General features: G+C 71.6%; 6 protein-coding genes. All 6 read right to left on the reverse strand.

From position 1 onward, the window contains the following. Positions 1-16 precede the first annotated feature (16 nt). Positions 17-217, reverse strand: coding sequence for a hypothetical protein (locus ACWELJ_RS12115; RefSeq protein ID WP_357092784.1), 201 nt, complete (start codon positions 215-217; stop codon positions 17-19). Positions 218-428: 211 nt separating this feature from the next. After that, the gene (locus tag ACWELJ_RS12120; RefSeq protein WP_452366198.1) at positions 429-938 is read right to left on the reverse strand and encodes a peroxynitrite isomerase; all 510 of its coding nucleotides are present in this window, start codon (positions 936-938) and stop codon (positions 429-431) included. A gap of 73 nt (positions 939-1,011) precedes the next feature. Next, positions 1,012-1,833, reverse strand: coding sequence for an ABC transporter permease (locus tag ACWELJ_RS12125; protein ID WP_452366189.1), 822 nt, complete (start codon positions 1,831-1,833; stop codon positions 1,012-1,014). Then, a complete protein-coding gene (locus tag ACWELJ_RS12130) occupies positions 1,830-2,675 on the reverse strand; it encodes an antibiotic transporter (protein WP_452366190.1) in 846 nt (281 codons plus the stop codon). Before ACWELJ_RS12130 ends, ACWELJ_RS12125 begins: the two co-directional genes overlap by 4 nt. Beyond that, the gene (locus ACWELJ_RS12135) at positions 2,672-3,697 is read right to left on the reverse strand and encodes an ATP-binding cassette domain-containing protein (protein WP_452366199.1); all 1,026 of its coding nucleotides are present in this window, start codon (positions 3,695-3,697) and stop codon (positions 2,672-2,674) included. The genes ACWELJ_RS12130 and ACWELJ_RS12135 overlap by 4 nt, the downstream gene beginning before the upstream one ends. 146 nt (positions 3,698-3,843) lie before the next feature. Then, positions 3,844-15,660, reverse strand: a complete 11,817-nt coding sequence (locus tag ACWELJ_RS12140) for an amino acid adenylation domain-containing protein (protein WP_452366200.1) — start codon at positions 15,658-15,660, stop codon at positions 3,844-3,846. Between the last annotated feature and the right edge of the window lie 14 nt (positions 15,661-15,674).

Genomic DNA, 15,674 nt, shown 5'->3' on the forward strand with positions numbered 1-15,674 from the left:
GTATTCGGGAGTGGAGTCAGCGCCCGGTGTAGCGGCCGTCGACCTTCACGCACGCGGCCGACTGGATCTCACCGACGTTGTCGGTCACGAATCGCTGGTCGGCGAGAGTCCTGACCGGTGGTCCCTCGACGGATCCGTCACCGAGCATCTCGGTGACACCGGCGCCCGCGAGAATCATGCCCGCGGTGGTGACTAGCAAAAGGGCCGAGCGCTTCATATCCCGCTCCCTTGTTTTGGGATGAGTAAGGAGACCCGAACGGTGTGGATTGGGTTGATCCGGTCCTCAATGAGGGTTGGCTGACTGTTTGCCGATGCAGGAAACCGTATCCGCTGAGTTGGGCCGAAGGCAAGGCGCAAGTGTGCTGCCGCACTCCGCTTGCGGAAGAGAACGGCAGGTCGCGGCCGCTATCCGACCGTAAAGTTCACTTTCAGTTCGTGCGCTGCAAGGTTGCTGCGAGGTGGTGGGTCAGCGGTTGCTCGACAGCGGCCATGCGCAAGGAGTAATCGAGAGTGTCGCCTGTGACGGAGATGGTTCGGCCCAGCGCGGTCACCGACTTCGCGCTGCTGCTCATCCCGATCGAGGTGGAGTCGAGTTCCAGGCGCAGCTCGCCGTCCTCGCGGACCAGCCGGCCCTCGCAGATCTCGGTGATGCCGGTGGGGTGGGCCAGGATCAGCTCGATCCGATCGTCGGGCAGCGCGCGCAGATAGCCGGTCTCGGAGTGCATGGGACGGCTGCCGTCGGCGGCGCGGGTGCGCTGCCGGTAGGTCAGGAAGGGCCGGCCGACGTGGCCGAAATGCACTTCCTCCAGGTACTCGAACGAGTCGATGGTCGGGTATTCGCCGCGGCCGCGGCCGCGCCAGGTGCCCAGCAGCGGGGCCAGGTGGGCGATGTCGGGGTGGGGCGCGACGGCGGTTTCGGGTTCGAGCACGGCGGCCAGCTTAATCCGCTCGCCGCGCCCCGGCGGGAGGTCGGCACCCCAGCGCGCCGACTTTCCCGGCAAGGGGTATTGATCATTGGCGGCTGGCGCGGCGGTAGCCGTAGGCCGCGGGGATGGCGAACACCACGATCAACCCCACCGACCACGCCACGGTCCGCAGCAACGGTCCGGCGACCGGACCGCCCTCGGCCAGCGCCCGCATCGTGTCGACGGCCACCGACATGGGCTGGTGCTCCACCACCGGCTGAATCCACTTCGGGTAGGCCGCCAGCGGCACGAACCCGGTGCTGAAGAACATGAGCAGCGACGACAACAGCGCCACCGCCTCGACCAGGGTGGACTTGGCGGTGAACACGGCGATGGCGGTGACCATGGTGGCGAAGGCCAGCCCGAACAGCACCGGGATCCACAGGAACGCGAACGCGTGCCAGGGTCCCTGCCGGAAGCGGAACCCCAGCGCCATGCCGAAGCAGATGATGACCACGGTCCCCGCGAAGATCCGGCAGCCCTCGGCGATGATCCGCGCGGCCAATCCGGAGGCGCGGTGCACGGGCAGCACCCAGAAGCGCGCCAGGATCCCCGCCTCGCGTTCACGCCCGAGCATGACACCGCTGGCCACCGTGCCCGACAGCGCGCCGACCAGCGTCACCATGGGCGTGGATCCGTAGAGGGCGCTGCGGCCGGAGAATTTCTCGATCTGCGAGCCCACCACGATGTCGAGCATGAGCAGCAGCAGACACGGCACGACGAGGGTCTCGAGCAGGGTGACCGGGTCGCGCATCCACCGGACCAGCAACCGCTGGGTCTGAATCCAGGTGTGCCGCAGCAGGGCCGGTGCGGAGGTCTCGCCGAACAGCAGGGTGTCGGCGGTGTCGGGACGTTCGAGAGTGGTCATGACGACCTCTTCAGGTTCTGCCGGGCGATGAAATAGCAGGCCACCATGATCGTGCCCACCAGCCACAGCAGCGGCGGCGTCATCAGCGACCAGGTGACGGGGTGGGCCTTGCCGAGGGTGTCGCCGCCGAGCGCGCGCAGTCCCTCGGCGAATTGGGAGACCGGCTGGTTACGGACGAAACCCTGGACCCAGTGCGGGAATTGGTGGGCCGGGGCCAGACCGGTGGAGAGCATGCCGAGGATGAGCGGTGGCAGCACCAGCATCTGGGAGGTGGCCTCGGGGCTGCGGGTGTAGGTGCCGATGGCGTCCGCGCCGAGACAGAACGCGATGCCGATGGCCAGTCCCAGGGCCAGGAATCCGAGGGTGTGCGCCCAGTCGCCGACGAACCGGAACCCGACCACGTGGATGCTGATCACGGCGGCGACGAGTCCGATCAGCAGCCGGAACACGTTGGAGGACATGCGCGCCGCGGCGGGCACGATCGGGTGCATGGGCATGGCGTCGAAGCGCCGGTCGAGTCCGGAGACGGCGTCGGTGGCGGCCCGGAAGGCGGCGGAGACGCCGGTGAACGCGCAGGCCTGCAGGATGACGATGGGCGCCATGAATTGCGCGTAGCTGCTGAATCCCAGTCCGGCGAAGGTCATCACGCGGTTGAGCGGGATGTAGAAGCTCGCGGTGAAGGTGACGGGTGCGGCGATGGCGGTGATGATCTCGCCGGTCTTGACCGAGGGCACGATCAGCCGCACGGTGAGCACCCACCATTGGGCGAGGGTGGCGGGTGTGGCGCGGACGTCGGTGAGCCAGCCGGTGCGCGCGGCGGGCGCGGTGGCGGTGGCGGTCATGCCCGGGTCCGATCCTCGGCGGCGCGGTGGCGGCCGCCGCCGTCGGCGCGCAGCCGGATCGAGGGTGAATCCTCCTCGGGTTCCTCGTTTTTGGGGATGTGGCCGGTGAGTTCGAGGAAGACGTCGTCGAGCGAGGGGCGGCGCAGCGCGATGTCGACCAGTTCCAGCCCGGCCGAGTCGAGCCGCCGCAGCGCCTCGGCGAGGGTTTTCGCGCCTCCGGGCGCGGGGATGGCGAGCCGGTCCGAATCCTCGGTCAGCGCTTCGCGAACGGTGGCCGGGAGCAGGTCGCCGAGGGCGGTCATCAGGGCGGGCAGGTCTTCCAGGCGCAGCGGGACGATCTCGCAGTAGCTGCCGCCGGTGCGGGCCTTGAGTTCGTCGGCGGTGCCGGCGGCGATGACCAGGCCGTGGTCGATGACGATGATGCGGTCACACAGCGCGTCGGCTTCTTCGAGGTATTGGGTGGTGAGCAGGGTGGTGATGCCGTGTTTGCGGAATCCGCCGACCAGGTCCCAGACGCCTTGGCGGCTGCGCGGGTCGAGTCCGGTGGTGGGTTCGTCGAGGAACACCACTTCGGGTCGTACGACCAGTCCGCAGGCGATGTCGATGCGCCGCCGCATGCCGCCGGAGTAGGTGCCGACGCGGCGTCCGGCGGCCTGGGTGAGGTCGAATTCCTCGACGAGTTCGTCGGCGCGGGCGCGGGCGGCGCGTTTGCGCAGGCCCATCAGGCGGCCGAACATGACGAGGTTCTCGTACCCGGACAGGGCGTCGTCGAGGGCGGCGAACTGCCCGGTCAGCATGATCGAGCGGCGGACGGCGGCGGCGTCGGCGACGACGTCGTGCCCGGCGACCTGCGCGCGCCCGGCGTCGGGTGCGATGAGGGTGGACAGGATGTTGACCATGGTGGTCTTGCCCGCGCCATTGGGTCCCAGGATGCCCAGCACCTCGCCGGGCGCGGCCTTGAAGGTGACCCCGCGCAGGGCCTGGACCGCGCCGAAGGACTTCTCGACGCCTTCGACGACCACGCCGTCGACCGAGGTGTCCGCCGGGCCGGTGCGGGCGGTGCCGAGGGTCGCCGGTTCGGTGGTGCCGAGGGTGGCCGGTTCGGTGGTGCCGAGGGTTGCCGCTGTGGTGTTCACATCGGTGGTATCGGGTTTGCCCTTGTCGGTGTTCACGGCGTCCCTCCCAGGTGCGCGTCGAGAATTCGGGCGATGGCCGCGAGCGCGTGCGGTGCGGTCAGTTCTTCGTGGCTGACGTCGATGTCGTGGTTGGTGATGGTGCCGGTGATCCAGGGCCGCCAGCCCTCGGGTCCGAAGATGTCGGAGGTGTGCACGGTGGCGCTGAAATACAGCGCGTCGCCGTGGAAGACGGGCCGCTGGTAGCCGGTGCGGGTGGCGGCGGAGGCGTTGTAGGAGGCGGCCATCCGTTCCAGGGTGGTGGCGTCGATCAGGTCGACCCCGCCCATGCGGTCGCGGATCATGGCGGCGGCCTGCGCGGCGGTGGTGTCGGCGGGGATGTCGGTGATGCCGAAGACGGATCCGAAGGTCGCGACGAAGGAACCGGCGGTGAGCTTGTCGATGCTGTCACCGTCGATATCGGTGCTGTCCGCGTCGAGTAGGGCCAGGGTGGCGACCTCGTCTCCGGTTGCCTCGAGCTGGGCGGCGACGGCGTGCGCGATCAGGCCGCCGAATGACCATCCGAGCAGATGATAAGGCCCGTTCGGTTGCAGTCTGCGAATTTCGGCCACGTAGCGTTCGGCGAAGTCGCCGATGCTGCGGGCGTGCGGTTCGCCGGAAAGGTCTGGTGCTTGCAGGCCGTAGATCGGCCGTCCGGGAGCCAGGGCTTCGGCGAATCCGAGGTAGGTCCAGGCGATGCCGGACGAGGGGTGGACGCAGAACAGCGGGGGTTCGTCGCCGCCGGGCCGGATGGGCAGCACCACGTCCAGTCCGAGTCCGGGACTCGCCTCGGCGCGCGAGGCGGCCAGGGCGGCGGCCGCTTGCCGCTCGCGCAGTTCGGCCATGTGCTTGCGTTCGGCCTCGGCCGCGAGTTCGGCGGCGGGGGAGGTGGCGAAGTACGCGGCGGCGGCGAGCGCGTCGGTCCACAGGTGGGCCAGCATGGTGATCTCGTGCCGGGGCAGCAGGGTCTGCGGGAAGGTGAAGCTCGCCTGCAGCCGGTCGCCGGCCACCACCGCGTTGATCTCGATCTCGGCGGTGACGGGTACGTCGGCGTGTTCGGTGGTGCGCAGGTCGCCGAATTCGTCGGTGGGTAGCCAGCCGAGGTCCTCGAGTCCGGCCGGGATGTCGGCGGTGGCGTAGCGGCCGAGGTAGTTGAAGCCGATGCGCCCGGGCACCCGGTGCGGCAGGGCGGTGGCGGTCTCGGGGTTGAGGTAGCGCAGCAGGCCGTAGCCGATGCCCTTGTCCGGCACGGCCATCAGCTGGTGTTTGACCGCCCGGATGGCCGCGCCCATGGCCGGTCCGCCCGCGAAGGCGTCGCGGATCGGGATGTGGGACAGGGCGAGTCGCACCGGGTAGACGGTGGTGAACCAGCCGAGGGTGCGCGACAGGTCCGCGCCGGGCACGATCTCCTGCTGCCGGCCGTGTCCTTCGAGCCGGACCAGTACCGCCTCGGAGGTGTCCATGCGCCAGCGCATGACGGCCAGGGCGAGCGCGGCCAGCAGGGTGTCCTCGACGGTGCCGTCGAAGAGTCCGGGCAGGGTGGTGAGCAGGGTCTCGGTGACCTCGGGGTCGAGTTCGATCTCGACGGCGCGCACGGTGGGGACCCGGTCGACGGCCGGGTCCAGGTCGCGTGGCCCGATCGGCGGGTCGGGGGTGGCGGCCACCTCGCGCCAGTAATCCAGTTCGGCCGTGCGGGTTTCGCTTCGCGCGGCGTCTTCGAGGGCGTGGGCCCAGCGGCGCAGTGAGGTGCCGGTCTCGGGCAGGATCGGGGTGGCGTCGCCGCTGATCTGCGCCCAGGCCGCGATCAGGTCGGGGATGAGGATGCGCCAGGAGACGCCGTCGGTGACCAGGTGGTGGGCGACCAGGATGAGGCGGCCGCGCCGGTCGGCGGGGCTGCCGGGCGCGGGGTCGAGCCAGACCAGTTGCAGCACGGTGCCGGTGGCGGGGTCGAGGCGGCCGAGCGCGGAATCGGTTTCGGTGATGGCGTATTCGCGCAGGTCGACCGCGTCGGCGGTGTCGAATTCGATGCGGTACAGCAGGGCGTCGACGTCGACCGAGCCCGGTTCGCCGATGCTCATGCGCCAGTCGCCGTTCTCGGGCGCGAGCCGGGCGCGCAGCGCGTCGTGGTGGTCGACGACGGCGGTGACGGTGGCGACGAGTTGTTCGCGGCTGATGCCCTGCGGCAGTTCCAGGACCGCGGTCTGCGCGAATCGCCGGTGGTCGCCGCCGCGTTCGAGCATCCATCGCACGATCGGGGTGAGCGGCAGGTCGCCGACGCCGCCGCCGGGCAGTTCCTCGAGCACGACGGTGTCGCCGCCGGCCGCGGCGAGGGCGGCCAGCGCGGCGACGGTGCGGTGTTCGAAGATCTGCAGCGGGGTGAGTTCGATGCCGCGCAGTTTGGCGCGCGACACCAGCTGGATGGCGAGGATGCTGTCGCCGCCGAGGGCGAAGAACGAGTCGTGCACGCCGACCTTGTCGCGGCCCAGCAGTTCGGCGATGATCTCGGCGAGCGCGGTCTCCAGATCGCCGCTGGGGGCGCGGTATTCGGTCTCGGCCTCGAACACCGGCGCCGGCAGCGCGCGCCGATCGAGTTTGCCGACCGCGTTGAGCGGGATGGCGCCGAGCACCACGAAGGCCGAGGGCACCATGTAGCCGGGCAGCCGGTCGGCGGCGTGGGCGCGCAGGTCGGCGAGATCGATCTCGCGACCGGGTTCGGGCAGCAGGTAGGCGGCCAGCGCGGTGGCCCCGCCGGGGCCGGGAACGCCGAGGGTGACGGCGAATTCGACGCCGTCGGCGGCGGACAGCGCGGCGTCGATCTCGCCGAGTTCGATGCGCTGTCCGCGCACCTTCACCTGGAAGTCGGTGCGCCCCAGGTATTCCAGGCGGGGTTCGTCGAGGTAGCCGGTCCAGCGCACGAGATCCCCGGTGCGGTAGAGGCGTTCGCCGGGCCGCCCGTACGGGTCGGCGACGAAGCGGGCGGCGGTGAGGCCGGGGCGATCGTGGTAGCCGCGGGCCAGGGCGGGTCCGGCCAGGTACAGCTCTCCGGCGACGCCCATGGGGACCGGTCGCAGCCGGTCGTCGAGGACGAGGGTGTCCGCGCCCCGGATCGGCGCGCCGATGGTGACCGGCTGCCCGACCACGAGCGGTTCGGAAGCCGTTGCCCAGATGGTGAATTCGGTGGGGCCGTACAGGTTGATCAGGGTGCGTCCGGTGGCCCAGCGCGCCACCAGGTCGGGTCCGATGGCCTCGCCCGCCACGGCCAGCACGCGCACGCTGGACACGGCGTCCGGGTCGAGGGTGGCCAGCGCCGACGGCGTGATGACCAGGTGCGTGACGCCTTGGGTGGCGATGAGTTCGGTCAGCGGTTCGCCGCCGAACACGTCGGGCGGGGCCACGATGGCGGTGCCGCCGGAGCCGAAGGCCATGAGCGCTTCGAACGCGGAGGCGTCGAAACTCGGTGAGGCGACCTGGAGTACCCGGCAGTGCTCGCCCAGCGCCAGCAGTTCCCGCTGGGCCCGCACCAGATCGGCGATGCCGCGATGCGATACCGACACGCCCTTGGGCGGACCGGTCGACCCGGAGGTGTAGATCAGCCACGCGGGCTGGTCGGGATAGGTGCGCATGGCGCGAACCCGCCCGCCCCCGAGCGGGATTCGCACGGTGGAGGCGGCCGGATCGTCGAGCACCAGCCAGCCGACCCGGTCGGGCAGCAGCCCGAGGTGCGCGCCGGTGGTGAGCCCGAGCACCGCGCCCGAGTCGGCGAGCATGTGGTCGATGCGGTCGAGGGGATGGCGTGGGTCGATGGGCAGGAACGCCGCGCCCGCCTTGGCGCACGCCCAGATCGCGGTGAGTAGTTCGGGGCCGCGCGAGAGGGCCAGCGCCACCACGGTTTCCGATCCGGCTCCGGCGGCGGAGAGCTGCATGGCCAACCGCTGTGAGGCGGTGTCGAGTTCGCGGTAGGACACCGCGCGCCCGTCGGCGATGATGGCCGGGCACAGCCGGTGCGCGGTGGCGGCGGCCCGGAACACCTGGGCCAGGGTGGTGATTCCGCTGCTCCGGGGTCCGTGTACCGGGACCAGGGCGGCGCGTTCGGCCAGGTCGAGCAGTTCGATGTCGGAGAGCCGGATGCCCGGGTCGGCGGTGACGGCGGTGAGGACTCGCCGCCAGCGGGTGACCAGCCGCGCGGCGGTGGTCTCGTCGAACAGGTCGGTGGCGAAGGTGAGGGTGCCGTCGAGTCCGGACTCGTCGAAGCCGGGCAGCGGGGCGCGCAGGTCGAAGGTCAGGTCGAACTGGGAGGCGTCGCGTTCGATGGGTTCGACCTCGACGCGCAGGCCCGGGAATTCCACGGTGGGCGGTTCGAAGTTCTGCAGCGACAGCGAGACCTGGAACAGCGGGTGCTGGGCCGTGGATCGCGGCGGGTCCAGGACCTGCACGAGTCGTTCGAAGGGCACGTCGCCGTGCGCGAACGCGTCCAGGTCGGCGGTCCGGACCTGCGCCAGGAAGTCCCGGAACCCCAGTGCCGGGTCGACCGGGGTGCGCAGCGCGAGGGTGTTGACGAACATGCCGACCAGATCGTCGAGAGCGGCCTCGCCGCGTCCGGCCACCGCGGTGCCGATCAGCACGTCCGGGGTTCCGGAAAGCCGCGACAGCAGCACCGCCAGGGAGGCGTGCAACACCATGAACAGGCTGGTGTCGGTGGCCGCCGCCAAGTCGGTGAGCGCGTCGTGGGTTCCGGCGTCGATGCGGAATTCGAGGTCGCGGCTGTGCAGGCTCTGGACTGCGGGCCGCGGCCGGTCGGTGGGCAGTTCCAGCACGTCGGGTGTCGCGGCCAGGCGCTGCTTCCAGAACCGGACCTGTTGTGCGGCACGGGATTCGGGATCGTTCTCGTCGCCGAGTAGTTCGCGCTGCCAGATCGAGTAGTCGGCGTACTGCACCGGCAGCGGCGGCCGTTCGGGCTCGGCGCCGTGGGTGCGGGCGAGGTAGGCGGTGACGAGGTCGGTGGCGAGCGGCGCCATGGAGGCCCCGTCGGCGCTGATGTGGTGCACGACCAGCACCACCACGTGTTCGGCGGGTTCCCCGGGGCGCGGGGTGAGGCGCAGGACGTGCACGCGCAGCGGGGCCTCACGGGTGAGATCGAAACCGGTCCCGGTGTTCTCGGCGATGGCGGTGTGCAGGTCGGGGCCGTCGTCGGTGTCGGCGAAGCTGATGTCGGGGGCCGCGGCGTCGGCGCTGAGCACGACTTGGCGGGGGCCCTCGGCGTCGGCGGGATAGATGGTGCGCAGCGATTCGTGCCGGGTCACCACATCGGCGACGGCCCGGCGCAGCGCGTCGACATCGAGGTCGCCGGTCAGGCGCAGGGCGGCGGTGATGTTGTAGGCGGCCGAGTTCGGGTCGAGCCGGTTGAGCACCCACATGCGTTGCTGGGCGGGGGACAACGGGATCCGGTCGGGCCGGATGCGCGGGGCCAGGGTGGGCAGGCCGGGGAGTTCCGCGCCGGGCACGATGCGCGACGACAGTTGCGCGACGGTCGGCGCGTCGAACAGGTCGCGCAGCGCGATGGTGGCGCCCAGGGCCGCGTTGACCCGGGCCACCACGCGGGTGGCGGTGAGGGAGTTGCCGCCCAGCTCGAAGAAGGACCGGTCGATACTGACCTCTTCGGCCTCGAGGACGTCGGCGAACACCTGGGCCACGGCGGTCTCGATGGCGCTGCGCGGTGCCAGGTATCGCTGATCCAGGGTCGCGAAATCCGGTGCGGGCAGGGCGTTCCGGTCCAGTTTGCCGACGGGCGTCAGCGGCACGTCGTCGAGTTCGATGAGGTAGCTGGGCACCATGTAGCCGGGCAGTGCCGCGGCGATGCGGGTGCGCAGCAGTTCGGTGTCGAGGCGCTGCCCGGGGGCGGCGACCACGTAGGACACCAGCACGGTCTGCCCGCCGGGTCCCGGGCAGCCGAGGGTGGCGGCGTAGTCGACCTGCTCGTCGGCGGCGAGCACGGCGTCGATCTCGCCGAGTTCGATGCGCAGGCCGCGGATCTTGACCTGGAAGTCGCTGCGCCCCAGGTATTCCAGTTCCAGCTGGGTGCCGTCGGCGGTCTTGACCTCCACCCAGCGCACCATGTCGCCGGTGCGGTACATGCGCGCGCCGGGCGTGGTGAAGGGGTTGGCGACGAAGCGGGCCGCGGTGAGCCCGAAGCGGTTGAAGTAGCCGCGGGCCAGTGCGGGCCCGGCCAGATACAGTTCGCCGGTCACGCCGAGCGGCACCGGCCGCAGCCAGCTGTCGAGCACCAGGGTGGCCGCGCCGCGCACGGGTGCGCCGATGGTGATCTGCTCGCCGGGCCGCAGTTCGCCGGGTCCGGTCGCCCACACGCTGAATTCGGTGGGCCCGTACAGGTTCACCATGCGTCGCCCGGCCGACCAGGCCGCCACCAGTTCGGGTCCGGCCGCTTCACCGGCGACCGACAGGCAGGTCAGGTCGTCGAGCCCGGCGGGGTTCATGGTGGCCAGCACCGACGGCGTGATGACCGCGTGCGTGACCCCCTGGGTGCGCAGCAGTTCCTCCAGGGCGTCGCCGCCGTACACGTCCGGGGGCGAGATGACCAGTCGTCCGCCCGCGCCGTGCGCCATGAGCAGTTCGTGCACCGAGGCGTCGAAGCTGGGCGAGGCCACCTGCAGTGCGCTGGAGGTCTCGTCGAGATCGAGCAGACTCTGCTGGGAGGCCACGAGATTGGCCAGTCCGCGGTGGCTGAGCAGGACGGCCTTCGGTTTGCCGGTGGAGCCGGAGGTGTAGATGAGGTACGCGGTCTGGGCGAGGTTGATGGGCCCGCCGCGTTCGTCGTCGGTGATGTGCGCGTCGGAGACGGTCATGACGCGCCGGATGGTGTTGAGGTCGTCGAGCAGCAGCCAGTCGATGCTGCCGGGCAGGGTTTCGCCGACCGAGCACACGGTGACCCCGATGGGCGCGCGCGAGTCGGTGAGGATGTGCTCGATGCGTTCGACCGGATAGTTGGGGTCCAGCGGCAGGAACGCCGCCCCGGTCTTGGCCAGCGCCCACACCGCGACCACCGATTCCACTGACCGGGTCAGGGCCAGCACCACGAAGGTCTCGCGTCCGACGCCGCGCCGCAACAGGACTCGCGCGAACCGGTTGGACCAGGCGTCGAGGTCGCGGTAGGTCATGGACACGGTGCCGGAGCTGATCGCGACGCCGTCGGGGTTGGCGCGCGCGCCGGCGGCGAGGATGTCGGGCAGGGTGCGCAGCGTGGTGGGCGCGCCGCCGCGGACCGGCACCAGCTGCGCCCGTTCCAGCGGATCGCAGTGCTGCAGCTGCGCGGTGCGGCGTTCGGGATGTTCGGCGATCTGGTCGAGCAGCAGCAGGAACCGGTCGAGCAGTCGCCGCGCGGCCGCCTCGGGCAGTTCGTCGGCCATGAATTTGATGGTGATGCGCAGGCTTTCGCTGCCGTCGGCGGCGCGCTGCGGGATCACCATCAGGTTCAGCGGGTACGGGGTGGCGTCGGTGCCGGACACGTCGAGGATTCGCATGCCCGCGATATCCAGTGCCCGCGAGAGGGTTTCGCGGTCGATGGGGTAGGACTCGAACACGGTGAGGGTGTCGAACAGCTCCGGCAGCCCGACCGCCCGATGGATGGCGGCCAGCCCGACATGCTGATGGTCCAGCAGCCGCGCCTGCTCGCCCTGCACCCGCGCCAGCAGATCGCCCACGCGCTCACCGGGATCCAGCCGCACCCGCACCGGCAGGGTGTTGATGAACAGCCCCACCATCTCCTCGACGCCGCCCAGCTGCGGCGGCCGTCCCGAGACGGTGCCGCCGAAGACCACGTCGGTGCGCCCGGTGAGCATGGCCAGCAGCAGCGCCCACCCGGCCTGCACCGCGGTGTTCACCGTCGCCCCGGCGGCGCGCACGGTGTCGGTGAGCTGTGCCAGTTTCGCGGTGCCGAAATCGGCGGAGACCATGCCGGATTCGGTGGAGGTGATGCCCGCCAGCGTCGGGATCGCCCGGGTGGGGGAGTCGACCCCGGCCAGCGCCTCGGTCCAGGCGGCCAGGGAGGCGGCGTCGTCCTGCTCGCCGAGCCAGGTCAGGAATTCGCGGTAGGAGTGCGCGGGCGGCTGCGGGATCTCGTGCCCGGTGACCGCGGCCAGATACCCGGCGAGCAGTTCCCGCACCACCAGCGGCGTGGACCAGCCGTCCAGGGCCAGATGGTGATTGGTCATCAGCAGCGTGTACGCCTCGGCGTCGGTGCGGATGAGGCTGAAGCGCAGCAGCGGCGGCCGGGCCAGGTCGAAGCGGGTGCCCGCGTCCACGGCGATCAGGCGGGCCAGTTCCCGCTGCCGTTCGGCCGGTTCGGCGATGGTGGTGAGATCGATTTCCTGCCAGGGGATCTCGGCTCGGCCGAGCACCAGCTGCCGGGGCCCGTCGGGGGTCTCGACATAGGCGACGCGCAGCACCTCGTGCCGCTCCAGCAGGGCCGCCGCCGCGGTGCGCAGCCGCCCGGAGTCGACGCGCCCGGCCAGATTCAGCTGGGTCTGCACGGTGTAGCCGTCGGCGGTGTCGGTGTCGTAGCGGGCGTGGAAGAGCAGGCCGTACTGCAGCGGCGACAGCGGCCAGACCTCGGTGAGGTCCGGATATTCGCGTTCCCAGGCGTCGATCTGCGCCTGCTCGACCGCCACCAGCGGGAAGTCCGAGGGCGTGTGCCCGCCCGCCCCGGTGTGGCGGGCGTGGGTGACCAGCGCGGTCACCGCCAGCCCCCACAGTCGCGCCAGCTCCTCCACCTGTGCCGCGGACAGCACCCGTGACGCGTAGGCCCAGGTCACTTCGAGGCCGGCGGCGGTGTGGAAGGCATTGATGTCGATGACGGCGGCCAGCGGCGCGGCGTCGTCCTGGGTGGCGGCGAATCTGACCGGGATCCACGGGGTTTCCGCGCCGCCGGGGTGTTCCACGCCCGCGCCCGTGCGCCCGAGGTAGTTGAAGCTGATCTGCGGGGTGGGCGCGCCTTCGAGTTCGGCGGCCGTCGCGGGGTCGAGCCGGCGCAGCATGCCGTAGCCGACGCCCTTGTCGGGGATGGCCCGCAACTGCTCCTTGACCGCCTTGAGGGCCGCGCCCGCCGCGGGCCCGCCGTGGAAGGCGTCGTCGAGATCGAGGTCGCCGAGGTCGAGCGCGACGGGGAACACGCTGGTGAACCAGCCGATGGTGCGGGAGATGTCCGCGCCCGGCAGCACCGCTTCCTCGCGGCCGTGGCCTTCGACGGTGAGCAGCGTCCGATGCGTCCGCCGCAGCTGACTCGAGGCCAGGGCGAGCGCGGTCAGCAACGCGTCCTCGAGTCCGCAGTGGAACCGCGCCGGAATGAGTTCCTGTGCGGCCGTGGCGGTATCGGGGTCGATGACGGTGCGCAGCTGACCCATGGTGGCCACGGTGTCGAGCTCGGGGTCCAGGGCGCGGGTGCCCAGGCGCGGGTCCGGCGCGGTGAGGACCTCATGCCAGAAGGGGAGTTCGGCGGCGCGGGCCGGGGCCTGTTCCGACTGCCCGTGCGCCCAGCGCCGGAAGGAGGTGCCGACGGGCGCGAGGGCGCCGCCCGCCCAGGCGGTGGCCAGGTCCGGCAGCAGGATGCGCCACGAGACGCCGTCGGTGACCAGGTGGTGCAGCACCACCCACAGCAGCGGCAGCGCCTCGCCGCGGTCGATGAACACGAACCGGGCCACCACCCCGGCCGAGGGGTCGAGCAGGTCGGCGGCGCGCTGCAATTCGTCCTCGCCGTCGCTGCCGGGTTCGGCGGTGACGGTGTCGATGAGTGCCCCGGCCTCCACCGCGCCGGGTTCGCCGACCCGCCACACCCAGGGGTGCTCGCCGGCGCCGGGTTCGTGGGTGAGGGTGCTGCGCAGCAGGTCGTGACGGTCGAGCAGGGCCTGTACGGCCGCGGTGAGCTGGGACCGGTCGACGTCGCGGGGCAGCGGAATCAATACGGCCTGAGCGAATCTCGGCCAGGTGTCACCGTGCTCGAGCATGTCGTGCACGATCGGGGTGAGGGTCACCGGGCCCACCGCCCCGCCGGGCAGTTCCTCGATCACCGGCGCGGTGACCGCGGTCGCGACGGCCGCCAGCGCGGCGACGGTCTTGTGCTCGAACACATCTCGGGCGCGCAGCCCGAGCCCGGCGGCCTTGGCCCGGGCCACCAGCTGGATGGCCACGATGCTGTCGCCGCCGAGGGCGAAGAAGTTGTCGTCGGCCGACACCGATTCCACGCCCAGCACGGATTCGAACACCGTGGCCAACGCCCGTTCGGCGTCGGTCGAGGGTGCGCGACCGGCCCGCGGGCCGGAGCCGAAGTCGGGTGCGGGCAGCGCGCGCCGGTCCACCTTGCCCGCGGGGGTCAGCGGCAGCGTGTGCAGCACCATCACCACCGACGGCACCATGTGCGCCGGAAGCTGCTGGGCGACCGTGGCTTTCACGGCTTCGGGCGCGACCACCGAATCGGCCGCCAGGACGTAGGACACCAGCGCGGTCGCCCCGCCGGGTGTGGTCGCGCCGATCGTGACCGCCATCTCGACGCCCGGATGCCGGGCCACGGCCGCGTCGACCTCGCCGAGTTCGATGCGGAAGCCGCGCACCTTCACCTGGGTGTCGCCGCGGCCCAGATACTCCAGCTCCCAGCGGCCGGAACGCCGCCGCCAGCGCACCAGGTCGCCGGTGCGGTAGATCCGGGCGCCCGGATCGACGGGGCTCGCCACGAACCGCCCGGCGCTCAGCCCGATGCGCTGGTGGTAGCCGCGCGCCAGACCCGCACCGCTCAAATACAGTTCGCCGATCACACCCGGCGGCACCGGGCGCAGCCACGGGTCGAGGACCAGCGCCCCCACCCCGCGCGACGGCGCGCCGATGGTGATGGCCTCGCCCGGCGTCAGCGGCGCGCTGAGGGTGGCGGTGACGGTCGCCTCGGTCGGCCCGTACCCGTTGATGACACACCGCCCGGCCCACCGCACCGGCAGCTCGGGCGGGCAGGAGTCGCCGCCGACCACCACGGTCCGCAGCCGCGGCAGGGTCTGCGGCTCCAGCGAATTGGCCACCGCCGGCGTCACATTCAGGTGGGTGACCTCGAGCTGGCGCAGCACCCGCGCCAGGTCGTCGCCCGCGTACGCGGCCGGGGGCACCACGCCCACCGTCGCGCCGACCGCGAACGCGACCAGCAGTTCCTCCACCGAGATGTCGAAGCTGGGGGAGACCGCGTGCGCCACCACGGCATCGGCGCCGACCCCGAACGCCGCCCCGGACCCGGTGACCAGATTCGTCAAGCCGCGATGGGTGACCGCGACCCCCTTGGGCAGGCCGGTCGAGCCGGAGGTGTAGATGAGGTACGCGACCTGGTCCAGGCGCACGGGCGCGGACCGGTCGGCGTCGGTGATGGGCGCGGAATCGGTTGCGGCGACGGTCTTCTCGGTCTCGGGATCGTCGAGGACCAGCCATCGCACCCGGTCCGGCAGCGCGGCCCGCGAGCCCGCCACCGTGACGCCCGCGACCACGCCGCTGTCGGTGAGCATGTGCTCGATCCGGTCGATCGGGTAGCCGGGATCGACGGGCACGAACGCCGCGCCGGTCGCCGCCACCGCCCACATGGCCAGCACCGACTCGGCGGAGCGGGGAATCGAGATCGCCACGGCGCGTTCGGGTCCCGCGCCCGCGGCGATCAGCACCCGGGCCAGCCGGTGGGCGTACTCGGTGAGTTCGCGATAGGTGAACGCGGTGCCGTCCACCCGCAGCGCGATGGACGACGGGGACTTCGCCGCGCCCGCCGCCAGGATCTCCGGCAGGGTGTGCGGCCGGG

The organism is Nocardia sp. NPDC004582, assembly GCF_053602115.1.

What these genes read in the sequence shown, in the direction of transcription:
- ACWELJ_RS12115 (WP_357092784.1), bottom strand. Translation starts at nt 217, where the DNA reads ATGAAGCGCTCGGCCCTTTTGCTAGTCACCACCGCGGGCATGATTCTC.
- ACWELJ_RS12125 (WP_452366189.1), bottom strand. Translation starts at nt 1,833, where the DNA reads ATGACCACTCTCGAACGTCCCGACACCGCCGACACCCTGCTGTTCGGC.
- ACWELJ_RS12130 (WP_452366190.1), bottom strand. Translation starts at nt 2,675, where the DNA reads ATGACCGCCACCGCCACCGCGCCCGCCGCGCGCACCGGCTGGCTCACC.